This window comes from Sphingomonas lenta, assembly GCF_002288825.1.
Classification (GTDB): Bacteria; Pseudomonadota; Alphaproteobacteria; order Sphingomonadales; family Sphingomonadaceae; genus Sphingomonas; species Sphingomonas lenta.
In genome coordinates, this window is sequence record NZ_NSLI01000004.1 from 557043 (window position 1) to 579643 (window position 22601).

The 22601-nt window shown below is 68.7% G+C and carries 20 protein-coding genes; 6 read left to right on the forward strand and 14 right to left on the reverse strand.

Features of this window, described 5'->3' with window-relative positions:
* Window positions 1–52 precede the first annotated feature (52 nt).
* A complete protein-coding gene (locus CKY28_RS14845) occupies window positions 53–268 on the reverse strand; it encodes a hypothetical protein (RefSeq protein ID WP_095999119.1) in 216 nt (71 codons plus the stop codon).
* Window positions 269–370: 102 nt separating this feature from the next.
* On the opposite strand from CKY28_RS14845, the gene CKY28_RS14850 reads away from it, so the two are divergent.
* Window positions 371–1414 (forward strand): potassium channel family protein, encoded by a 1044-nt coding sequence (locus CKY28_RS14850; protein WP_095999120.1) that lies wholly within the window; start codon window positions 371–373, stop codon window positions 1412–1414.
* On the opposite strand, the gene CKY28_RS14855 is transcribed toward CKY28_RS14850, so the two are convergent.
* From CKY28_RS14855 to CKY28_RS14870, 4 genes are all read right to left on the reverse strand, one after another.
* Window positions 1402–2733 (reverse strand): cation:proton antiporter, encoded by a 1332-nt coding sequence (locus CKY28_RS14855; protein WP_095999121.1) that lies wholly within the window; start codon window positions 2731–2733, stop codon window positions 1402–1404. The genes CKY28_RS14850 and CKY28_RS14855 overlap by 13 nt on opposite strands.
* Before the next feature lie 70 nt (window positions 2734–2803).
* A complete protein-coding gene (locus CKY28_RS14860) occupies window positions 2804–4282 on the reverse strand; it encodes a CYTH and CHAD domain-containing protein (RefSeq protein WP_245841859.1) in 1479 nt (492 codons plus the stop codon).
* Window positions 4283–4369: 87 nt separating this feature from the next.
* A complete protein-coding gene (locus CKY28_RS14865; protein ID WP_095999123.1) occupies window positions 4370–6184 on the reverse strand; it encodes a DUF262 domain-containing protein in 1815 nt (604 codons plus the stop codon).
* A gap of 126 nt (window positions 6185–6310) precedes the next feature.
* The gene (locus CKY28_RS14870; RefSeq protein WP_095999124.1) at window positions 6311–6751 is read right to left on the reverse strand and encodes a DUF983 domain-containing protein; all 441 of its coding nucleotides are present in this window, start codon (window positions 6749–6751) and stop codon (window positions 6311–6313) included.
* Between the two features lie 484 nt (window positions 6752–7235).
* On the opposite strand from CKY28_RS14870, the gene typA reads away from it, so the two are divergent.
* Complete coding sequence (gene typA, locus CKY28_RS14875; RefSeq protein WP_095999125.1) at window positions 7236–9056, forward strand: translational GTPase TypA; 1821 nt, start codon at window positions 7236–7238, stop codon at window positions 9054–9056.
* A 73-nt stretch (window positions 9057–9129) separates the two neighbouring features.
* Here the strand turns inward: typA and CKY28_RS14880 are convergent, their stop codons facing one another.
* Both CKY28_RS14880 and CKY28_RS14885 read right to left on the reverse strand, forming a co-directional pair.
* Window positions 9130–9492: a hypothetical protein gene (locus CKY28_RS14880; protein WP_245841860.1), complete on the reverse strand. Its 363-nt coding sequence runs from the start codon at window positions 9490–9492 to the stop codon at window positions 9130–9132.
* Complete coding sequence (locus CKY28_RS14885) at window positions 9489–9887, reverse strand: EVE domain-containing protein (RefSeq protein WP_095999127.1); 399 nt, start codon at window positions 9885–9887, stop codon at window positions 9489–9491. Before CKY28_RS14885 ends, CKY28_RS14880 begins: the two co-directional genes overlap by 4 nt.
* A 102-nt stretch (window positions 9888–9989) precedes the next feature.
* Between CKY28_RS14885 and CKY28_RS18795 the strand changes: the two genes are divergently transcribed.
* From CKY28_RS18795 to CKY28_RS14900, 3 genes are all read left to right on the forward strand, one after another.
* Window positions 9990–10424: a hypothetical protein gene (locus CKY28_RS18795; protein ID WP_095999128.1), complete on the forward strand. Its 435-nt coding sequence runs from the start codon at window positions 9990–9992 to the stop codon at window positions 10422–10424.
* A 93-nt stretch (window positions 10425–10517) separates the two neighbouring features.
* The gene (locus CKY28_RS14895) at window positions 10518–10940 is read left to right on the forward strand and encodes a hypothetical protein (protein WP_176473114.1); all 423 of its coding nucleotides are present in this window, start codon (window positions 10518–10520) and stop codon (window positions 10938–10940) included.
* 63 nt (window positions 10941–11003) lie between these two features.
* Window positions 11004–11294 (forward strand): DUF3297 family protein, encoded by a 291-nt coding sequence (locus tag CKY28_RS14900; protein ID WP_095999266.1) that lies wholly within the window; start codon window positions 11004–11006, stop codon window positions 11292–11294.
* Here CKY28_RS14900 and CKY28_RS14905 read toward each other — a convergent pair.
* Window positions 11291–13159 carry an ABC-F family ATP-binding cassette domain-containing protein gene (locus CKY28_RS14905; protein ID WP_095999130.1) on the reverse strand — a complete coding sequence of 623 codons (1869 nt, stop codon included), beginning with the start codon at window positions 13157–13159 and terminating at the stop codon, window positions 11291–11293. The two genes, CKY28_RS14900 and CKY28_RS14905, sit on opposite strands and share 4 nt — an antisense overlap.
* A gap of 92 nt (window positions 13160–13251) precedes the next feature.
* On the opposite strand from CKY28_RS14905, the gene CKY28_RS14910 reads away from it, so the two are divergent.
* Window positions 13252–13944 (forward strand): DUF2490 domain-containing protein, encoded by a 693-nt coding sequence (locus CKY28_RS14910; protein WP_245841861.1) that lies wholly within the window; start codon window positions 13252–13254, stop codon window positions 13942–13944.
* A gap of 24 nt (window positions 13945–13968) precedes the next feature.
* Here the strand turns inward: CKY28_RS14910 and CKY28_RS14915 are convergent, their stop codons facing one another.
* The 6 genes from CKY28_RS14915 to ligA all read right to left on the reverse strand — a co-directional run bounded on the left by CKY28_RS14915 (window position 13969) and on the right by ligA (window position 22591).
* On the reverse strand, window positions 13969–14166 hold the full coding sequence (locus CKY28_RS14915; protein WP_095999132.1) for a hypothetical protein: 198 nt from the start codon (window positions 14164–14166) through the stop codon (window positions 13969–13971).
* Between the two features lie 106 nt (window positions 14167–14272).
* The gene (locus tag CKY28_RS14920; protein WP_095999133.1) at window positions 14273–14953 is read right to left on the reverse strand and encodes a tetratricopeptide repeat protein; all 681 of its coding nucleotides are present in this window, start codon (window positions 14951–14953) and stop codon (window positions 14273–14275) included.
* A 72-nt stretch (window positions 14954–15025) separates the two neighbouring features.
* Window positions 15026–15826 carry a LytR/AlgR family response regulator transcription factor gene (locus CKY28_RS14925; RefSeq protein ID WP_095999134.1) on the reverse strand — a complete coding sequence of 267 codons (801 nt, stop codon included), beginning with the start codon at window positions 15824–15826 and terminating at the stop codon, window positions 15026–15028.
* Window positions 15823–16968: a sensor histidine kinase gene (locus CKY28_RS14930; RefSeq protein ID WP_095999135.1), complete on the reverse strand. Its 1146-nt coding sequence runs from the start codon at window positions 16966–16968 to the stop codon at window positions 15823–15825. Before CKY28_RS14930 ends, CKY28_RS14925 begins: the two co-directional genes overlap by 4 nt.
* A gap of 116 nt (window positions 16969–17084) precedes the next feature.
* Window positions 17085–20372, reverse strand: coding sequence for a TonB-dependent receptor (locus tag CKY28_RS14935; RefSeq protein ID WP_095999136.1), 3288 nt, complete (start codon window positions 20370–20372; stop codon window positions 17085–17087).
* A gap of 152 nt (window positions 20373–20524) precedes the next feature.
* Window positions 20525–22591: an NAD-dependent DNA ligase LigA gene (ligA, locus tag CKY28_RS14940; protein ID WP_095999267.1), complete on the reverse strand. Its 2067-nt coding sequence runs from the start codon at window positions 22589–22591 to the stop codon at window positions 20525–20527.
* Between the last annotated feature and the right edge of the window lie 10 nt (window positions 22592–22601).

Genomic DNA, 22601 nt, shown 5'->3' on the forward strand with positions numbered 1-22601 from the left:
GGCGAACCGGCTCGGCTTCAAGTGTATTGTTAGGGCAATACAGGCCCGGAGCTCACGCCGGCAGCACGGGCTCCGGCGCGTAGCCGAACTGGTACATCACCACCCACACGGCGAGCAGCGCCGCCAGCGTCGCCGAGGCGGAGAACGCCACCTGGCCCGCCATCATGATCGCCGCCCCGTGCGGGCGGTCCTCGCGCCGGTTGCGGCTCGCGCTGGTCAGCACGAACATGACCACAACCGCATAGACCATCATCAGAAAATTCAGCATCGCGTCCCCGCTTCCCCGGGGACCAGTCTAATGCCCAAAGGTTAACGGATAGGCAATCGCGCTCCGGAACGCGGGCGGCGGAAAGCGCGTTCGGCGCGACGGATGGCGGGAACCATTGATCCGACACCGCGCAGGGAACGCGTCTGGACGCTGCGGCGGCGCAGCCGCACGCCCGCCTGGATCTCGCTGCTGTTGCGCATCGCGCTCGTGCTGCTGCTCGTCGGCATCGCCTTGGGCGGTCACTGGTTCGACCGCGAGGGCCTGCGCGACAATGTGGACGGCGAGATCAGCTTCATCGACGTGATCTACTTCACCGCGATCACCGTCACCACGGTGGGTTATGGCGACATCACCCCCGTCACCGACCAGGCGCGGCTGTTCGACACGTTCGTGGTCACGCCCATCCGGCTGTTCATCTGGCTCATCTTCCTAGGGTCGGCGTACAGCTTCCTCATCACGCGCGTGTGGGACAGGTGGAAGATGCGGATGATCGAACGGACGCTCAACGACCACGTCGTCGTGGTCGGCCACGGCAAGAGCGGGTCGGAGGCGGTGGGCGAGCTCGTCCGCCGCGGCACCGACCCGCGCGGGATCGTCGTGGTCGACTGCATGGCGTCCGCGCTCGCGGAGGCGGAGGCGTGCGGCGCCAACGTCGTCGAGGGCGACGGCACGCGCGACGTGGTGCTGCAGGCCGCGCACGTTGATCGCGCCAAGGCGGTGGTCGTCTGCACCGGCCGCGACGACACCTCCATCCTGGTCGTGCTCACCACCCGCCGCCTAGCCCCGCGCGTGCCGATCAGCGTCGTGGTGAAGTCCTACGACAACGAGGCGATCGCGCGCCAGGCGGGGGCGGGCACCGTCATCAACCCCGCGAGCTTCGCCGGCCTGCTCCTCGCCGGCTCCACCTATGGCGAGCACATCGCCGACTATGTCGCCGACCTGGCCGCCTGCGAGGGCGAGGTGCGCCTCCACCAGCGCCCCGTGCTGCCGAACGAGGTCGGCCACGCGCTCCACGACGTGACGCCCGGCCTGGGTCTGCGCGTGCACCGCGGCGATCGGTCCTACGGCTTCTGGACGCCCGAGGCGAAGCGGCTGGAGGAGGGCGACATACTCGTGGAGATCGTTCCGACCGGTCAGGCCGCCTGAGGCTGCGCGGACGTGTCCTCCTTCTCGTCGTCCGCCGCCTCCTCGTCCGCGTCCGGATCGCGGCCCTGGCTCCGGTCGATCCAGCGCATCACGGGCGTCACCGTCAGCCCGTGCATCAGGATGGACAGGAGCACGATCAGCCCGACGATTGCCCACAACCGCTCGCGCCCTTCCACCGCCATGTGGTTGAGCCCATAGGCGATGTAGTAGAACGAGCCCACGCCGCGGATGCCGAAGAAGGACAAGGTCAGCTTCTCCCGCCAGTCCGCGCGGAAGCTCGCCAGCCCGATCAGCCCGGCCACCGGCCTGATCACCAGCAGCACCAGGATCGCGACTACCCAATCGGCGAGCGTCAACGGCACCAGCAGCCCCGACACCAGCGCGCCGCCGAACAGCAGCAGGCCCACCATGGTCGTGATCCGCTCGATCTGCTCCGTGAAATCGTGCATCTCGCGATGGAACTCGTGGGAGCGGTGCGACGCGCGAATGCTCATCGCCGTCACGAACACGCCCAGGAAGCCGTAGCTCTGCGCCGTCTCGCACAGCCCGTACGAGATCAGCGTCGCCGCCACCGCGATCACGCCGTCGCCCGTCTGCGCTAGCTTGGTCTCGGCGGGGATGTGGAACGTCACCCACCCGAACGCGCGGCCCACCAAGTAGCCCAGCGCCACCGCCGCGCCGATCTCCCACAGCACCGAATGCAGCACGAACTCGGCGACCCAGGGCTTCCCCTCCGTGTAGAACGCCGCCAGCAGCACCGCGAGGTTCACGAACGGGAAGGCGAGCCCGTCGTTCAGCCCCGCCTCCGACGTCAGGCCGAAGCGGACCTCGTCCTCTTCGCCCGTCTTCGGCGGCCCCACCTGCACGTCCGACGCCAGCACCGGGTCGGTGGGCGCCAACGCGCCGCCGAGCAGGATCGCGAGCGGCAGCGGCAGCCCGAGCAGCGCCACGCCCGCCCAGGTGATCGCCGCGATCGTGAGCAGCATCGTCGGCCCCAGCAGCCGCCAGGTGATGCCCCATTTGCGCCAGGAGAAGCGCCGGTCGATCTTCAGCCCCGCGCCCATCAACGCCACGAGCACCACGAACTCCGTGAACTTCTCCACGAAGACTTGGTGGTTCCAGGGCAGGGGGTTCACCGGCATCTCGCCCGTCGCGAACAGGCCTACGCCGATGCCGATGCACACGATCGGCAGCGATAGCGGCAGCTTCTTCAGCGCCAGCGGCAACCACGCGACCAGCGCGATCAGGAACCCCGCCCCCGTCAGGAACAGGATGTACGGGTCGGGCGGCCATTTGAAGATGTCGGCGAGGTCGGGCATCGGGGGCGAACGCGTCAGCGCCGGTTATCGTTCATCGCCAATGCGATAAGCCCATCCTACTATCGAAAGGTCACCGCCAGAAGCGCTTGCGCCCCATCAGCGCGTCATACGCCTCCGCCGCCGCGTCGATCAGGCGTTCACGATCGTGGGCCGGCGCGGGCTCGACCGCCACGCCCAACCGCGCCAGCACCACGGGCGCGGTGGCGATGTCGTTCAGGTCGCCCAGATGCGCCTGGAGGTCCTGCATCGCGCCGATGAACCGCCGGGCGCGCCGTTTGCGCTTGTCGCCCGGGAACAGCCCCGCGAAGAACTCGGCGGCGTAGCGCAGCTTCTTGGCGTCGATCCTGACCTCGTGGCGCGTCTCGTCGTCGACGTGGCGCAGGTCTTTACCCCGCTTCTTGAGTCGCCGTCGCAACCGGTCGAGCGTCTCCTCCGCGAAGTCCCGCGCCGGCCGCGCCACCGCCGCCGCATCGGCGGGCGCGGTGCGCCACGCGCCGACCGCGAGCCATTCCGCCAGATCGAGCATCAGCGTCCGCGCCCTGACCGACCCGAGCGCTTCCGCAACGCGCGCGTACGCCGCCGCCCGCGCCTCGCCCAGCGCGTCCCGCCGCCCCGTCCGCGCGAGGAGCACGTCCAGGTCGCGCGCCTCGCCCAGCGTCGCCGCTAGCCAGCGCAGTTCGCCGCGCAGGTGCTCGAACCGGTTGTCCGCAACTACGCGCCGGAAGATCGACAAGGCCGACCGTAGGCGCCTGAGCGCCACGCGCGCCTGGTGCAGCGCGTCCGGGTCTTGCGCCCGCAGCAGCAGGTCCTCGTTCAACCGGAACTGCCTGAGGCACGCGCCGGCGATGGCGGCGAACGCCTCGCCCGTGCCCGCGTCCGGCGCGATCGCCGCCTGAGCGCCCTTCACCGGCTTGTCCGCCGCCCGATCGAGCAACCGATAGCCGCGCTCCGCCTTGGTCAGCATCCCCAGCCGCACCGGCGCGGCGTCCGCCAGCATCCGCGCCAGCGCGAACAACGCCGCGGGCGTCCCGTCCGTCAGCTCCAGCTCGATCTCGGCCACCGGAGCCTCGCGCCTGTCCCCGCGCACGACGCCGCGGTCGATCACCACCTCGATCCCGCCCGCCTCGTCCAGCACCGCGCCGACGCGCCGCTCCACTTCGACCGAGAAGGCGGGTGCGAGCGCGTGCACCGCCCCGTTCGGCAACGCCCCGCGCATCGCCTCCGGCGCATCGTCGAGCACCGGCGTGTCATCCTCCACCGCCCGCTCCCACTCGGGTCGTGCGAGCAACGCGCCCAGCGCCGCCCCCTCCGCCTTCAACGTCTGCACGCGCACGTCGCCCGACCGCCTGATGCGCAACGACAACCCGGCGCGCCGCAGCTCCCCTTCAGGCGTGTCGAAGTAGCGCGCATGGAGCGCCCGCGTCGCGAACCGCACGCCCCGCGCCTCCAGCGCCGCGGCGAGCGCGTCCAGCCCGTCCGCGTCCGCCTCCAGCTTGAGCTCGACCTCCAGTCCTTCGGGCCCGTGCACCGTCACCAACCTTTCGTACACGCGCGAACGCGCAGGCGCGGGGCATCGTTCACTTCGGGCGGCAACGCGCATTTCGAAGGGGGAAGCGGAACCTCAGTCGTGCGTCGATCAGACCGTGGGACGTGGCCAGGTCTGACGAGCCAGAAGGAACAGCTCTCCTGCTCTCACGGCGATGGCCTCCTCATCCCAACGTTCCTGCTCGAGGAGCTTCTTGTTGAGGTGAAGCACCGTATGAGCCGCCAATCCATCGCGTTTACCCGGCGCATCTCCGCCGATCCACGGACGGTTAGACTGCATCGCGTTGAGCGCGCCTTTGAGCAGCGTAAGATTGCCGATCGTGTGGAGCGCTCGATTTCGCCGCTCCTCCGCTTCGATGGGATCGACGCCGGACGGCAGCGACCAGTGTTCTTGCCAGCTTCGAGGGAGTACATGCTCGATGGTGAGGCTAGAAGGTACGCCGTCGACTTCGGCGTAACCGCCCTGCTGCAACGCTGCCTCCATCGCCTCCAGCAAAAGACGCAGACGCGGGCGGGTCAGGTTCTCATAAAGAGGATTATCGCTCCAGCCCCGTCGGAACTCTTGATCGTCGGGCCAGCGATCTACCTCCGCTTCGCCGGACTGCAGTCGTTCGCGCACTGCGTCCGGCGCTGCATCAGGTTCGACGTCCAGCGCGAAGAGCAGGTCCGCAAACAGCTTGTTGTACCCGCGCGTATCAAGGCGCGCGACCATGCGCCGCACGAGAAACGACTCGAGATCGACCAGCACCCGTTCGAGTGCTTCGCCGTTATCGTCGAGCAGATCAAACAGCTTGATCAGAAATGGATAGCTTGACTCAAAATCCATCACGGCAAGGCGGCGCAGGAACAGCTGGACGCGCGGCGGGTGATGCCCTTCGACCAGGCGTCTGTAGATGTCACCGTAGCGCCGGAGCCGCTCCATCTGCGCCGGCGCAGTTGGCGCGTCGGGTCGGGCCGCGAAGTCGCGGTACGCAGCGTATAGATGGCCAGCCGCGACTTCGCGGCGCGACATAATCGTTAATGCGAACTGCAGAAACTGCTCGATGCGGGCACGTCGCGCGTGGCCGCGCCCGGTCTGGCCGCGCCAAAAGTACGAATCATTGTCGAAGGGTGCCCAATAGGTTTCGTATGCCTGCTCAACATTCGATCCGGCGCGCTCCACAGCACTGAGTAAGGCGTTCTTGACAAGGTCGGCGGCGAGCAGAGGAGTGCCACGCGCGTTGAGCGTCTCAAAGATAAGTTGCGCGTCGTCTTTCTCGTCGACGTCGATAACCACCAGCCGAACTTCGTCGCGCACCGCCCCGTACAAGGCCGCCGCGCGCGCCTTCATCTCCGCGTCGTCCGGGCCCAGCCACGCCTCGATCTCCCGCGCGAAGAACAGGTAGCCATCGATGATCGTACGGCCGGTCGCCATTCCCGGTTTTGCGCCGCAGGCTTTTAGCAACGCGGCCCGAGACTCGCTCGTCATCACAATGTGGAAGTCGGCACGGTCAGCGTTGGTCGGGTAAACCTTGAACGACTGGTGCAGCTTCGTATTCAACGCGTGGCTGTTGCGATACAGCATGGCCAGGGCAGAGGCATAATCCGTTAGACCCGCGACCGCGACCAAATCGTGGAATGCTCTTAAGAGAAGCTGGAGCGTGGTCATCCGTTGCTGCCCGTCGATGAGCAGACGCGACTCCATCTGTCCGGGCGCGACAATCTCCTTGCCCTGCACCGTCGCACCGAGAAAATGCGCGCGGGGTTTCTCGCCTGCCATAACTTGGTCGGCCAGGCGGCTGATGTCGTCCCACATCGGTCGCCACTGGCCGTCCTCGTTCCAAACGTAAGGGCGTTGATAAAGCGGCACGCGGTAGAGCACGTTCTGCTCAAACAGGTGCTGCACAGCGAGCGTAGCGACTTGCATATCTTTTCTCCCCCGCCTCACCGTTCGACGCAGTGGGGCGGAGAGCAACGGCCAAAACGTCCATTTTGGAGGTGACTTGATGGCGGGGCAATCGCGATCGAGTCGCTCGATGCAGCTGGCCGCTCGCTAGTCGAAGTCGCTCCTTCCCGCCTCCGTCCCGTGCAGCCGCGACCACAACCCCTGCGTGCCCGCCTCCTGCGCGCGGTTCACGTACTGTGACGCGACGAGCCAGCCCTTGATCGGGCGCAGCGGCAGCACGGTGCCGAGCACCATCAGCGGCAAGGACGTGACGAAGTGCACCCAGGCGGGCGGGTCAAACGCGACCTGGATCCAGACCACGATCGCGATCAGCGGCAGGGCGATGATGCACAGCGAGAAGAAGGCGGGCCCGTCGTCGGGCGCGGCGAAGCGGTAGTCGAGCGCGCAGCTCGGGCAGCGGTCGGTCACCGTCAGCCACGACCGGAACATCCGCCCCTCGCCGCATCGCGGGCACAGGCCCTTCCACCCGCAGCGCAGGATCCAGGCGAACGCGGCTTTGTCGGTCAAGGCCAAGTCGTTTTTCGGCATCGCGAAGCCCTACTCGGTTTCCGCCCCGGCGGGGATGGGACATAAGGTCCTACCTTTCGGTCGCGTCGCCCGCACCATCATGGGTTCGACCGATCCGCGGCACGAGACCGCTGTCCTACAAGGCGCGGCCGTGGTCCAAGCTGTTCGACGCCCGTCCGATTCGTCCGCCACCCTCTCATCGCCCTGGTCGCGTCGGCGTGCGATCCCGTCGCGCCAATGGCGCGGACGTGCGGCGCCGGTGTCGCGCCGGTGTCGCGCCGGTGTCGCGCCGGTATCGCGTCGCGGACGCCTCGCCGGCGCTCCCCGGGCGCGGTCGGCCCGGGAAGGTTTCACGCCTCAACCGCCGTCAACTTGTCCGGCCACGCCGCCGACGTTCGTGGCCCGGCGTTCTTGGCGTGTACTTTATTGTACTTCCGCCCGCGCCCTTCCGCTTTTCGCACGCCTCGGCTATGCGCGCGCCGATCTTTCTTCCCAGGACATCGACATGAACCTCCGCAACGTGGCGATCATCGCCCACGTCGACCACGGCAAGACCACGCTCGTGGACCAGCTCTTCCGCCAATCGGGCACCTTTCGCGACAACCAGCGCGTCGAGGAGCGCGCGATGGACTCGAACGACCTCGAGAAGGAGCGCGGCATCACCATCCTCGCCAAGTGCACGAGCGTCGACTGGAAGGGTACGCGCATCAACATCGTCGACACGCCCGGCCACGCCGACTTCGGCGGCGAGGTGGAGCGCATCCTGTCGATGGTCGACGGCGTGATCCTGCTGGTGGACTCGTCGGAAGGCGCGATGCCGCAGACCAAGTTCGTCACCGGCAAGGCGCTCGCGCTCGGCCTCCGCCCCATCGTCGTCGTCAACAAGATCGACCGCTCCGACGCGCGCGTGCAGGAAGTGCTGGACGAGGTGTTCGACTTGTTCGTCAGCCTGGAAGCGACCGACGAGCAGCTCGACTTCCCCGTGCTCTACGCGTCGGGCCGCAACGGCTACGCATCCGACGACGCCGACGCGCGCGAGGGCACGCTGGAGCCGCTGTTCGAGAAGATCGTCGGCCACGTGCCCGCGCCGAACGTCGACCCGGACGCCGAGTTCAAGTTTCTCGTCACGCTGCTCGACCGCGACAACTTCCTCGGCCGCATCCTCACGGGCCGCGTCGACAGCGGCACGATCAAGCTCAACCAGCCGATCCACGCGCTCGACGGCGACGGCAACGTCATCGAGACCGGCCGCGCGACCAAGATCATGTCCTTCCGCGGGCTGGAGCGCGTGCCCGTCGAGGAGGCGCGCGCCGGCGACATCATCAGCCTCGCCGGCCTCACGGTCGCGACGGTGGCGAACACCATCGCCGACACCTCCGTCTCCGAGCCGATCACCGCGCAGCCGATCGACCCGCCCACGCTCTCCATGCGCTTCGCCGTCAACGACAGCCCCATGGCGGGCCGCGAGGGCAGCAAGGTCACCAGCCGCATGATCCGCGACCGGCTATTTCGCGAAGCCGAGAGCAACGTCGCGATTCGCGTGACGGAGTCGGCCGACAAGGACAGCTTTGAGGTGGCGGGCCGCGGCGAGCTCCAGCTCGGCGTGCTCATCGAAACGATGCGCCGCGAGGGCTTCGAGCTCGGCATCAGCCGCCCGCGCGTGCTGTTCCGCGACGGCGACGCGGGCCGCGAGGAGCCGTACGAGACCGTCGTTATCGACGTTGACGAGGAGTTCTCCGGCACCGTCGTCGACAAGATGAACCAGCGCAAGGCCGAGATGGTCGATATGCGGCCCTCGGGCGGCGGCAAGACGCGCATCACCTTCTCCGCGCCCAGCCGCGGCCTCATCGGCTATCACGGCGAGTTCCTGTCCGACACGCGCGGCACCGGCATTATGAACCGGCTGTTCGAGAAGTACGGGCCCTACAAGGGCCAGATCGAGGGCCGGAAGAACGGCGTGCTTATCTCCAACGGCAACGGCGAGGCGAACGCCTACGCGCTGAACGCCCTGGAGGAGCGCGGCATCCTGTTCGTCGCGCCCGGCGATCCGCTCTACGAGGGCATCATCGTCGGCGAGAACGCCAAGACCGACGACCTCGAAGTCAATCCGATGAAGTCGAAGCAGCTCACCAACTTCCGCGCTTCGGGCGGCAAGGACGACGCCATCCGCCTCACGCCGCCCAAGAAGATGACGCTGGAGCAGGCGATCGCCTACATCGACGACGACGAGATGGTGGAGGTGACGCCCAAGTCGATCCGCCTCCGCAAGCGCCACCTCGACCCCCACGAGCGCAAGCGCGCGAGCCGTCAGAAGGAGGCCGCATAACGATCACGCCACCTCCGTTCGTCTCGAGCCCAGTCGAGAGACGGAAGCGCGCGCACCGCCGCCCGCTTCTCGACTAGGCTCGAAGCGAACGGGAGAGGGTGTCGATCAGCTCTTTGACATCGCCGACACCGTTCAAGGTCCCCGCGTCCACCAGCACGCGGGGACCGCTGCCCTGGTCTAGCAGGATCGCGGGTAGCTCGACGTCGAGCTCCGGATAAGCCCGCCGGAAATCCTGCCGGTGAAAGAACCGCGTCGCGTACGGCAGCGATCGTAGGTGCGCCCGCCACTCGGGCCGCATCCGGACCGCCCCGTAGCTCACCGCGCAGAGCGAGCAGGGGTAGGTGTCCGGCGACACCGCCTTGTGCACCGCATCGCCGAGCGCCGCGAACAGACCCTCGTCGGCGTTGTAGACGAACAGGAGCATAGGGCTGGTCATCCGGCCAGCTCGCGGATGGCCGCCCACTCCGCGTCGCTCACCGGCGACACCGACAGCCGCGACTGCCGGATCATCGCCATACCGCCAAGCCGCGCATCCGCCTTCATCGCCGCCAGCGTCACGGGGCGGGGCAGGGCCTCGACCGGCTCGACCGCGACCGACACCCAGTTCCCCTCTTCGCCGTCCTTCCGCGCCTCGCGGGCGATCCGCGCCACGCCGACCGCCGCCTTGTCCGCGCCGCTATGATAGACGAGCGCCAGGTCGCCCTCGCGCATCGCCCGCAGATGCCCCGCCGCGGCCGCGTTGCGCACGCCGTCCCACTCGGTCCCGCCGTCCCGGACCAGGTCGGCCCAGCCATAGCTCTCCGGTTCCGATTTCAGCAGCCAATAGGCCATTCCTATGCTCCGGATCGTCACTCGCTTGGGCCGGAACGGCCGCTTCCATGCTATATCGGCCGCGTCGCGGCGCTCCGCCGCGGCCTGTTCAGGAGGAGTAGCATGACGGGACGCTTTTGGAAGAAGCCGCTGGCGGCCGCGGTGCTGGCGGCGACCGTGTTTACCACCGCCGCGCCCGCCGAGGCGCAGCGCCGCTGGCGCGGGCGGGACCGGGGCGGCGACGTCGCCGCCGGCGCGGTGATCGGCGGGCTGGTGGGTCTGGGCGTCGGTGCGGCCATCGCCGACGGCCGTCGCGGCCGCTGGGTCGGTCCGGGCTGGCGCGGGCGCGGCTGGGCGGGCCCGGGCGTCGGGTTCGGCTGGGGAGGTCCGGGTTGGGGCGGTCCGGGCTGGGTGGGGCCCGGTTGGCACGATCCGCGCTTCGTCGGACCCGGTTGGGGCGGTTGGGGTTTCCGCGGACGTTTCGGCCCGCGCTGCTTCACCAGCTGGCAGTTCGACCCCTATTGGGGAGACATGGTGCCCGTGCGCATCTGCCGTTGATTAACGACCCGTTACGCCGCCGTTCAGCCCGGGCCCGGTAATAGGCCCGTCACGGTTCCTTTCGACCGCGCGTTATTGGGTGGAGGGTTTCATATGACTGGATTGGTGAAGAAGGCGGTGCTGGGCGCGACGCTGGCGGCGACGGCGCTCACCGCGGCGGCGCCGGCCGATGCGCAGCGCTGGCGGCGTCATCGCGACCGCGGCGGCGACGTCGCCACCGGCGCGATCATCGGCGGCATCGTCGGGCTGGGCGTGGGCGCGGCGATCGCGTCGGCCAACCGCGACCGCTGGGACGACCGCCGCTTCCGGCGCGGTTGGCGCGGCGGCTACGACCCGCGCTTCGGCTACGACCCACGGTTCGGTTACGACCCGCGCTTCGGCTATGATCCGCGCTTCCACGACCCGCGCTTCGGCTGGAACAACGGTTGGGGCGGCGGCTGGGGCCAGCGCTGCTATACGGTGCGCGACCGGGATCCCTGGACCGGCCGTCGCATCCGCTACCGGGTCTGCGACTAAGCATCCGGACGGCGCGGGGGCTGAGGCTTCCCGCGCCGTTCTTTTCATGGCAGGGGCGTGGCGATGACCGACACCATGCCCGACCGCCTCTCGACCGACCCGAACAGCCCCTATTTCGACGAGGAGCTGCTCCGCCGCGGCATCGGCATCCGCTTCAAAGGCCAGGAGCGCCGTGACGTCGAGGAGTATTGCATCTCCGAGGGCTGGATCCGCGTCGCGCTCGGCAAGAAGGTCGACCGCCACGGCCGCCCGCTTACCCTCAAGCTGACCGGCCCCGTCGAGGCCTGGGTCGAGAACCCGGCTCCGACCGAGGGCGGTCCGAGCGAGGACGAGGTCGAAGCCCACCCGTCCTAAGCCGCTTCCAGCGCTTCGCTCGCCTCCATCCAGCGCGCCTCCGCCGCGTCCAGCTTCGCCTGGACGTCGGATCGCCGCCGCATAAGCTCGCTCATGGTCAGCTTCGCGAAGCGTGGCTCGGCCCCGGCCGGGTCGAACGTCGCGCGGTCGATCGCGCTGCGCTCGGCGGTGAGCCGGGTCACCTCGGCCTCCGCGTTGCGCACCGATTGGCGGAGCTGCTTGTCCCGCTCGCGTGCTTCGGCGACGGCGCGCTTGTCTTTCTTCCGGTCCGATTTGGATCCGGGACCGCTTCCGGCCTTGCTCCCGTCACCGCGCAGCACCAGCGCGATGTAGTCGTCCAGGGACCCGTGGAACTCGCGCGCGGTGCCGTCGTCGACCAGCACCAGCCGGTCCGCCGTCAGCTCCAGCATGTGCCGGTCGTGGCTGACCAGCACCACCGCGCCGGTGTAGTCGTTCAACGCCTGCACCAGCGCCTCGCGCGCGTCGACGTCGAGATGGTTGGTCGGCTCGTCCAGGATCAGGAGGTGCGGCGCGTCGCGCGTAATGAGCGCCAGCGCCAGCCGCGCCCGCTCGCCGCCCGACAGCTTGCCGACTTTGGTCGTTGCTTTGTCGCCTGAGAAGCCGAACCGCCCGAGCTGCGCGCGCACCGCGGCGGGCGTGCTCCCGCGCATGGTGCGCGTCATGTGCTCGAGCGGCGTGTCCTCGGCATCCAGTTCCTCGACTTGGTACTGGGTGAAGTAGCCGACCTTCATCTTGCCCGAAGACGTCATCCCGCCCTCCATCGGGGCGAGCTGCGCGGCGAGCAGGCGCGCCAGCGTCGTCTTGCCGTTGCCGTTCCGCCCTAAGAGCGCGATCCGGTCGTCGGGGTCGAGCCGCAGATTGAGGCGCTTGAGGATCGGCGTCTCGTCATACCCCACCGCCGCCATGTCGAGCGTGATCAGCGGCGGCCGGAGCTCGGACGGGTTAGGGAAGCCGAAGGACAGAGACGGGTCGTTCGCCAGCTCGGCGATAGGCTGCATCTTGGCCAGCAGCTTGAGGCGGCTCTGCGCCTGCTTGGCGGTGGACGCACGGGCGGAGTTGCGCGCGACGTAATCCTGCAGCTTGGCGCGCTGCGCGTCCTGGTTGGCCTTGGCGGCGGCGATCTGCGCCATGCGCTCGGCGCGCTGCCGCTCGAACGCGTCGTAGCCGCCGGGGTAGAGCGTCGTCTTGCCGGCCTGGAGGTGCAAAATGTGGTCGACGACGTTGTTGAGGAAGTCGCGCTCGTGGCTGACGACGACGATCGTCGCCTTGTAGCCGCGCAGAAACTCCTCCAGCCACATCACCGCCTCGAGGTCCAGGTGGTTGGACGGCTCGTCGAGGAGCAGCAGGTCGGGTTGCGAGAAGAGAAGGGCGGCCAACGCCACGCGCATCTTCCAGCCGCCGGAGAAGCTGTCGAGCGGACGGCCCTGCATCTCCTCGTCGAAGCCCAAGCCCACCAGGATCTCCGCCGCACGCGCCGGGGCGGTATAAGCGTCGATCGCGATCAGCCGCTCATAGATGTCGCCGAGCTTGTCGGGATCCTGCTCGGTCTCGCTTTGGAGCATCAGGCTTGCGCGCTCGGCATCGGCGGCGAGCACCGTCTCGAACGGCGTCGCGGTCCCGTGCGGCGCCTCCTGCGCGATGTAGCCGATGCGCGCACCCCGCGGCATCTCGGCCGAGCCCTCGTCGGGGTCGAGCTGTCCCGCGATCACGCGCACCAGCGTCGATTTGCCCGCCCCGTTGCGCCCGATCAGCCCGACGCGCGATCCCGGCGGCAGGCTGGCGGAGGCGCGATCGAGAATGGTGCGCCCGCCGAGGCGGACGGTGACGGCGTCGAGGGTGAGCATGACGCGGCCCTCTAGCAGAGGCGCATTGTCCGGCCAACGCGCCGGACCATGCGCGCATGACACGCCCGCGTCGCCGCAGTAGGACCCGCCACGTGTCCACCTACTCCTTTTGCCGCGTCGCGCTCGCGCTGCCGCTCGCTCTCGCGGCGACGCCCGCGCTTGCGCAGCAGCAGGACGAGCAGCTCTGGCTGCAGGTCAACACCAACGTGCCGGTCGCCCCGCGGGTGCGCCTGACGCTGGAGCAGATCGCGAGGCTGGGCGACCGTCCGGACGGACTGTACCAGACCGAGTTCGGCGGCATCCTCGGCTATCGCGTGTCGCCTGCGGTCGAGCTCGGCTTCGGTTATCGCAAAGTCGGCGCACACAACGGCAACGCCGCCGCGAACGAGGACCGGCTGCGCCAGCAGGTCGTCGCGACCTTCGGCCCGGTCGCCACCCGCTTCCGCGTCGACGAGCGTTTCCACCCGCGAGGCGACGAGATCGGTTTCCGCATACGCCCGCTCGTCCGCTACAACCACAGGCTGGCGTCCAAGGGCTGGGCCGTGTTCGCCAGCCATGAGAGCTTCTACCTTCCGAACGGCACCGTCTGGGGTCAGCGGCGCGGGTTCGAGCGGATGCGGAACATCGCCGGCCTGACGCTGCCGCTAGGCAGGACGGTGAGCGCCGATATCGGCTACCTGAACCAGTACCGCTTCGCGCGCGGCGGAGCGCGGGCGCAGATGGATCACGCGCTCAACGTCCAGCTGACGGTCAACGCCGGCTCGTCGCCCGCCTTCGACGACTGACCGCGCCGGTCCACCGGCGCGGCGTCAGGCGCGGTCGTGCCGGCCGGAGGCCGCCCTGATCGCGCCCTCCGTGTCGCCGCGCTCGACCGCGCGGTCGATGGCGGCGAGCAGGTCGTCGAACTGCGCGTCCGGATCGATCGGGAACGCCCGGCGAAAGCCGGTGCCCAGCATCTCCAGGTCCCGCGCGGTCAGCAACCCGACCGCGACGATGCGATCCGACATGCCTTCTCCTTCCAGTAACGCAGGCTAACGCATCCGGTCGGGAAAGGTGCCGGGCTAGTCGGACGCGGGGTAATCCTGTGATGGAAAACCGAGCGCGTTCCGGACTTTAACGCTCCTCGACCCAGCCGAGCGGCAAGTGGCGGGCGGCCACACGCTTGATCGCTGCGGCGTCGCCGGCGCGCAGCGGCACCAGCACGGCGCGGGCCGCCGCCTGCAGGTGGCGATCGAGCCCGGTCGGCGCCGAGCCGCGCGCGGCGGCCTCGGCGAGCGCGCGGGCCCCGGCGTCCTTGGGATCCTGCTGCAGACGCAGCAGCGCCGCAAGCCCGGAGAATAGCGCCCGGTCGCCGCCCAGCGCCACAGCACGGTCGAGCGCCGACAGGCCGACGGGCTTGCTCGCGCCCAGCACCGCGCGGCCCATGATGCGGCCAAGTCGGTGCACCGCGCCCATGTGCCACGCGCCGAGCAGGAGGTGGCGTTCGGGATCGCGGGGATGCGCGGAGACGAGCCGCTCCATCGCCCGGCGCGCGGCCACGGCGTCGCCGCGGCTGCCCGTCAGCTTGGCGCGATAGCCGAGCGCGGTAGCCTGCATCAGCGCCGCCTCGCGGTCGTTGGGGTTGCGGGCGAGCGCGGCGGTCGCGAGCCCGTGCGCCTGCACCACGCGCCTGAGCGCCGCCGCCTTGTCACGGTCCTGGAACGACGCATGCGTCAGCATCTCGCGCGGCGTCTCTGCGAAGGCGGGCGCCGCGGCGAGCACGAGCAGCGGCGCTGTGAAAGCTAGTATTTTCATGCGTTTACGCGACCTCTCCGTTTGCGGGGAGGCTAGCTGGTCCGCGCGTCGATGTTTAGCCCCGAAATGGCGTCAATGGACGAAGCGCGCCACCACGTCGCGATAGGAGCGCGACACCTTCACCTGCGCGCCCGACCCCAGCACCAGGAAGCACTCGCCGTTGGTGTGCGGCTTCACCTGCTTGACGAGGTCGAGATTGACGATGGTCGAGCGGTGGACGCGCTGGAAACGGCGCGGGTCGAGGCGCTTCTCCAGGTCCTTCATCGTCTCGCGCAGGATCAGCGTGTTGTCGCCGGTGTAGATGCACATGTAATCGCCGGCGGCATCGATGCGCTCGATCGTGTCGACGTCCACGCGGAAGATCTGGCCGCGATCCTTGATGTTGATGAGCTTCTCGAAGCGCCCGGCCGAGGGCTCGGCGTCGCCGGTCGCCATGCCTTCGGCCGCGTCGGGAGCGACCTCGGCGAGCACCTCCTTCAGCTTCTCCGTCTCTTCCGCGCCGCGCTTCTGCGCGATGCGGCTGCGCACGCGGTCGAGCGTGTCCGCCAGACGGGCCTCCTCCACCGGCTTCATGAGGTAATCGACGGCCTGCGCCTCGAAGGCGCGGAGCGCGTGGTCGGAATAGGCGGTGACGAAGACGAACAAGGGCGGTTCGACCTCCATCAGGCCCTGAACGACGGAGAAGCCGTCGAAGCCGGGCATCTGGATGTCCAAGAACACCAGGTCGGGCTTATGCGTCTTGATGGAACGGATCGCCTCGCGCCCGTTCTGGCATTTATCGACGATCTCGACGTCGGGGTGGCTCATCAGGCGGAGCTCCAGCCCCTGGATCGCGAGCGGCTCGTCGTCGACTAGGATGGTACGGATGGTCATGCGGCCTCTCTGTTCACGTCCTCCAGCTGGAACGGGATCTCGATCTCGACCGAGAAGCCGCCGGCGGGCGCGGATCGTGTCTCGAAACGGTGGTTCGGCCCGTAAGCCTGGGCCAGTCGCTCCCTGATGTTGGCGAGCCCCACTTGGGTCGACGGGGCGTGCACGGCAAGGCTCTGCCGATTGCCGCCGTCCTGCAAGCCGGGTCCGGTGTCGGATACGGCGATCCGCACCCGATCCCCGGCGAGTTGCGCGGAGACGCGGATCTCGGCACCCTCTTCCTGCGGCGTCACCGCATATTTGATCGCGTTCTCGACGAGCGGCTGAAGGAGCAGCGAGGGGAGCCGGGCGCGCTCGATGCGGGCGTCGATCTCGAACTCGGGCCGTAGCCGCTCCTCGAAGCGCATCTTCTCGATCTCGAGATAGAGCTTCAGCGTCTCCACTTCTTGGGCCACGGTGACGTGCGCGGTGGGCTCGTTCGCCAGCGTGTAGCGGAGGAACGAGGACAGGCGCGACAGCATCGCGTTGGCGCGTTCCGTCTGCTTCAGCAGCACCAGCGTCGAGATCGAGTTCAGCGTGTTGAACAGGAAGTGCGGGTTGAGTTGGTAGCGCAGCATGGCGAGCTGCGCGGAACTCGCCTGCATCTCGAGCAGGCGCAGCTCGTCGATCTGGTCCTCGACGATCAGGTAGAAGTTGATCGCGAAATAGAGCGCCGACCAGCCGGCGAGCACCACGAAGTTGAGGAACAGGTAGCCCACCACGGGCCCCAGGCTCAGCCCCGGCTCCGGCGCGTTGATGAACGAGAAGGCGAAGGCGGTCAGCGTCGCGTAGAGCAGGGTCGCGCCGAGCAGCGTCAGGATCGAGAGCAGCACGCCCCACACGCGCGGCAGGCGGCGGCAATAGCCGTACAGCGTCGAGAGCAGCAGCGTGATGCAGTAGCCGACGATGGACTCGATCACCACGGGCACGAGCACGTCGAGCTGCACGCCGTTGCCCATCGACGCCACGCCGCGCAGCAGGAGATAGCCCGTCCAGCCCGCCGCCTGGAGCGTCCAAAAGGCGCGGGCCTTGTCCTCGAAGAAGGGGCGGACGTTGAGCGCGGCGGCTCGGCTCGGCTGGGCGGTCGGGGAGAGAAGGGTCGCCATCCTGCGGCGGGCTTATAGGCAGGCCGGCGCGCCCGCGAAAGGCTCCCGCCCCGAAACGACGAAGGCCGCCGCCCCGATAGGGCGACGGCCTGGCCGTGATCGCTGGGGAAGCGCGCTTAGAAGGAGAAGCGCGCGCCCACGCGGATCAGGTACACCGAACGGTCGAGCTGGGGCACGGCTTCGTTAGGCGTGGTGAAGGTCGAGTAGCGGTACTGGGCGCAAGGCTGCGACGTGTTCGCCGTGGTCTGCGCCGCCGTCGGGGCGGTGCCGGTCGCGACCGGGGCCTGCAAGCACTGCACGTTCACCACCGACGCCGACTGCGGGAAGCCGAGCTGGCGCAGGCCGCCCCAATCCTTGTCGATCAGGTTGGGCAGGTTCTCGATGTCGGCGAACAGCGACACCTTGGAGTCGCCGATGCCGGTCGGCACTTCCTGCTCGACGTGGAGGTCGATGCGGGTGAAGGCGCGGCTGCGGGCGATGTTCTTGCCCGCGACGCGACCGCGATAGTCCTTCAGGCTGGTGTTCTGGATCAAGCTCTCCAGCGAGTCTCGCGTCGCCGTGCTGTCATAGCTGACGCGCGCGTCGTCGATGCCGGTCGGCACGTACAGCAGGTGCTGCGACTGGTTCAGGATCGTGCCGAACACCGAGGAGCGCGTGTTGGTGTTGTCGCGCATCGTGAAGCTGTAGCGACGTCCCGCGCGGGTTTCGCCGAACAGCTGAATGATGGTGCGATAGTCGCCGAAGAACGCGCGGTTGAGCCCGACGGCATACTTGAACTGCCAGGTGATCTCGTCGTTCGACGTGCCATAGGCCGGAAGGTCCGGGTCGGCGCCGAAAATCTGGTTGCCGTAGTTCGAGTTGATCGTCGACGAGCTGGCGTTCGACACGTCCTTCACGTCTTGGAGCGTGTAGCTGCCGAAGATGTTGATGCCGTTGTCGAAGTCGCGGTTCACGCGGACCACGCCGATGTGCGAACGGCCCCGCGTCGCGTTGGTGGTGAGGATGTCGTAGTTCTGGTCGCCGAACCCGGCCGCGGCCGAGGTATAGCGCGGGCGGCCGTCCGGGGTCCGCAAGCCCGTCCGGACCGCGCGCTGGTCGGTGAAGATGACCGAGTAGATGTTCTCCGTGTACAGGTAGTCCGCGCCCACGGTGAAGCCGAACAGGTCGTACTCGGCCGACAGCGTCGCCTTGAGCGAGGACGGCAGCCGGAAGTCGGGGTCGAGCGCCCCCGTGATGGTGTTGGCGAGCTGACGCGTGTCCGACTGCACGAAGTTCGCCACCGCCGCCGGGATCTGGCCGGTGACGTTGTCGAGCGCCGCGGAGACCACGGCGGCCGGAATGCCGGCGTTGGCGAGGCCGCGGGTGATGACCACCTGGTTCGACAGCACGGTGTTCGAGAAGCTGTTCGACAGGTAGATGTCGGGCGAGCCGCCGCCGAACACGCCCACGCCGCCGCGCAGCCGGACGCCGTAGGGCGAGTTCCAGTTGAAGCTGATGCGCGGCTGGAAGTTGTCCAGGCCCTTGTAGGTCTGCGTGTTGGCGAAGCCGTAGCGCTGGAGGAAGAACGGGTTCAGCGTCGGCGTGTCGCGCATGCCGAACAGGTCGTAGCGGACGCCGTAGGTGAAGTTGAGGTTGTCGGTGATCCGCCAGTTGTCCTCGAAGCCGAGCGTGAACTGGCCGTACTTGAAATCCGCCGCCGCGCCGTTTGGCTGTCCGTTGACCGGCACGCGCAGCGTCAGCTGGGTCGCGCGCCGGTTCTGATAGTCGGCGAGCGAATCGAAGTAGAAATTGCCCAGCGAGTTCTGGAGGAAGTTGTTGAACGTGCGGTTCTCGTTGTACTCGCCGAGCAGCCGGACCTCGTGGTCGCCGAGCTCGATGCGCGCGAGCAGCGAGCCGCCCCACGTGTCGAAGAACAGCTCATTGGTCTGGCGGCTGATGTCCGGGCCGAAGAACACGCGCGGCGCGGTGCCGCAGCTGGTCGCCGTGTTGTTGCCGCCCGTATTGACCGAGGTCGGCTCCGTGCAGACGCCGAACTGGGCGAAGCCGCGGCCGCGCAGCGGCTCTTGGCCGCGCTCGCTTGATCGGTACAGGAAGCGCGCCTCGGTCGAGAAGTTGTCCGTCCAGTCGGAGTTGAGCTGGACGATACCCGCGCGGAGCAGCTGGCTCAGCGCATAGGCGTTCGACTCGAGGCCGTACTGCGGCGTCGCGTTCGACTGGGACGTGTTGTTTTGGCTGTCCAGCGTGTCGAACGCGTTGATGTAGCTCAGCGATAGACGCTGGCCGTCGGTGACGTTCCAGTCGAGCCGGCCGACGATCTTCTCGTCCTTGCGGTTGTTGATGACCAGGATGTTGCCCGGATCGAAATTGTAGGTGCCGGTCGCGGTTGCGACGATCTGGTCGATCGTGGACTGGGTCAGGCGCGGGATGTTCTGGAGCTGGGTCCCGAACGGGCGGGGATCGGTGTTGCGCTCGGCCGACACCATGAAGAACAGCTTGTCGGGGATGATGGGCCCACGGATCGTCGCGCCGTAGGTTTCCGACAAGTAGTTCGGGACGGTGAGGCGGTCGTCCTTGGTGCGCTTGCCCTGCAGCTCGTCGCGCGACTGCGAGTAGAAGCCGGTGCCGTGGAACTCGTTGGTGCCCGACAGCAGCACCGCGTCGATCACGCCGCCCTGGAAGTTGCCCTGGCGGATGTCGTAGGGCGCGATGGAGACCGAGACCTGGCCCAGCGCGTCATAGGGCACGGGGCCGCGGCCGGTGGGGCTCGCGTCCTGGTTTAGGCCGAACGTGTCGCCCACCTGCACGCCGTTGATGGTGAAGCGGTTGAAACGCGGATTGACGCCTGCGAACGACACGGCGCCGCCGCGCTCGCCGTTGTTGGACAGGTCGAGCGACGCGAACGGGTCGCGGCGCTGGATGTCGCGGATGTCGCGGTTGACCGACGCCACGCCGCGGATGTCGGCCTGGGTCAGCACCGTCTGCGGGCCGTCGGACGACGTGCCCGCGCCCGCGATGGACGAGGCGGTGACGACGATGTCCTCGCCGACCGCGCCCGCGTCGGCGGCGCCGGTCGCCGACGCCGTCAGGTCGATCGGCAGCTGGAACTCCTGCTGCACCACCGTGAAGATGTCGGTGACGGTGGTGTTGCCCTGGGGGCTGGTGACCTCGACGGTGTAGGGGCCGCCGGGGCGCAGGCCGCTGAAGTTGAAACCGCCGTCCGCTTCGGTGGTCGTCTGCGACCGGGTGCCCGACGCGACGTCGGTGGCGACCACGGTGGCGCCGACGACCGGCTGGTCGTTGGCGGTGACCGTGCCGCGGATGCGGGCGGTGGTCTCCTGCGCGCTGACGGCAGCCGGAGCGATGAGCGCGACCGCAGCCACGCCGGCGAAGAGCATGTTACGCATGTAATTCCCCTAGGAGCAGGTAAGCTCAAACGCGGCGCACTTCCTCGGCACCGTCCGAGCGCGCCCCTGCGCTGCTAATATGTCGCTTCCATGACAACCAGCGGCCAGGTTCCCGCCCGGCTAAACTCTTTGTCGGGCGTTGCAAAAAGGCATCACCGCGCGGCGGCTACGATCCGCGCCCACTCCGCTTCGTCCACCACGCGGACGCCCAGCTCCGCGGCCCTTTTCAGCTTGGAGCCCGCGCCGGGACCGGCGACGACGAGGTCGGTCTTGGCCGAAACCGAGCCCGAGACCTTGGCGCCGAGCGCCTCCGCCTGCGCCTTGGCTTCGTCGCGCGACACCGTCTCCAGCGAGCCGGTGAAGACGACCGTCTTGCCCGACACCTCCGAGTCGCGCGTGTTCGCGGCGAAGGGGAGGGGGCGCACCTCGCTCAGGAGGTCGGTCCAGGCGTCGCGGTTGTGCTCCTCGCGGAAGAAGTCGGTGAGCGCCTCGGCGACGATGGGACCTACGCCCTCCACCGCCTCGATCTCGGCGCGCGCGGCCGGGTCGTCCACCGCGGCGGTCGCGACCTCGGCCAGCCGTTCCACGGTGCCGAACGCCTTCAGAAGGTCGCGCGCGGTGACCTGGCCCACATGGCGGATGCCGATCGCGAACATGAAGCGGACGGGGTCGGGCTCGCGCCGGGCCTCGATCGACTCGATCAGCTTGGTCGCCCAGACCTGCCCGTCCTTCTTGCGCGGCGCGAGCTTGTCGCGCGTCAGCCGGAAGATGTCGGCGGGGCTGCCGATCAGGCCGTCGCGGAAGAAGTCCTCGATCTGCTTCGCGCCCAGCCCCGCTATGTCCATCGCGTTGCGGCTGACGAAGTGGCGCAGCCGCTCGACGCGCTGCGCGGGGCAGATGAGGCCCCCTGAGCAGCGGCGGTCGACCTCGCCCTCCTCCTGCTCGACGAGCGAACCGCACTCGGGACAGTGGTCGGGAAAGGCGTACGGGTCGCGCGGCTCGTCGGGGGTGAGGTTCTCGACGATCTGCGGGATCACGTCGCCCGCGCGCTGCAGGAGCACGCGATCGCCGGGGCGCACGCCCAGCCGCTCGATCTCGTCGGCGTTGTGGAGCGTGGCGTTGGTGACGACGACGCCACCCACCGTCACGGGCTCTAGGCGAGCCACGGGGGTGAGCTTGCCCGTGCGCCCGACCTGGATGTCGATCTGCCGGAGCGTCGTTTGCGCCTGCTGCGCGGGAAATTTGTGCGCGATCGCCCAACGGGGCGCGCGGCCGACGATGCCGAGGCGCCCCTGCCAGTCGAGCCGGTCGACCTTGTAGACGACGCCGTCGATGTCGAAGGGGAGGTCGGCGCGGATCGCCTCGATGCGGCGGTACACCTCCAACGCGGCGTCCACGTCCTCGCAGCGCGCGAAGCGCTCGTCGACGGGGAAGCCCCAGGCGCGCCAGCGCTCGACGAGTTCGGCTTGCATCTGCGCGGGCACATCCGACGCTTCGCCGAGCCCGTGCGCGAGGAAGTGGAGTGGGCGGCTCGCGGTGACGTCCGGGTCCTTCTGGCGGAGCGACCCCGCCGCGGCGTTGCGCGGGTTGGCGAACTGTCGCGCCTTGGCGGGGTCCTCGGCCTCCGCGAGCAGGCGGCCGTTGAGGTCGGCGAAGTCGGGCTTAGTCATATAGACCTCGCCGCGCACCTCGAACACGTCTGGCGCATTGCCGTTGAGCGTGTTTGGGATGTCGGCGATCGTGCGGACGTTCCCCGTCACGTCCTCGCCCACCGCGCCGTCGCCGCGGGTCAGCGCCTGGACGAGCCGCCCGCGCTCGTAACGGAGCGAGCAGGACAGGCCGTCGATCTTGGGCTCGGCGGTCAGCGCGACGGGCTCGTCGTCGGGGAGCTTGAGGAAGCGGCGGACGCGGGCGACGAACTCGCGCACGTCGTCGTCGCTGAACGCGTTGTCGAGGCTCGTCATCGGCCGGGCGTGCGGCACCTTGGCGAGGTGTGCGGCGGGCGCGGCGCCGACGCGATAGGAAGGCGAGTCCTCGCGGACGAGGTGGGGGTACTTGGCCTCGATCGCCCCGTTACGGCGGACGAGCGCGTCGTAGTCGGCGTCCGAGATCTCCGGCGCGTCCTCCGTGTGGTAGAGCCGGTTGTGGTGCGCGATCTCGGCGGCGAGCGTCGCGAGCTCGGCGGCCGCCTGGTCCTCGGTTTCGGGCAGCGGGGTCATGGCGCCCACG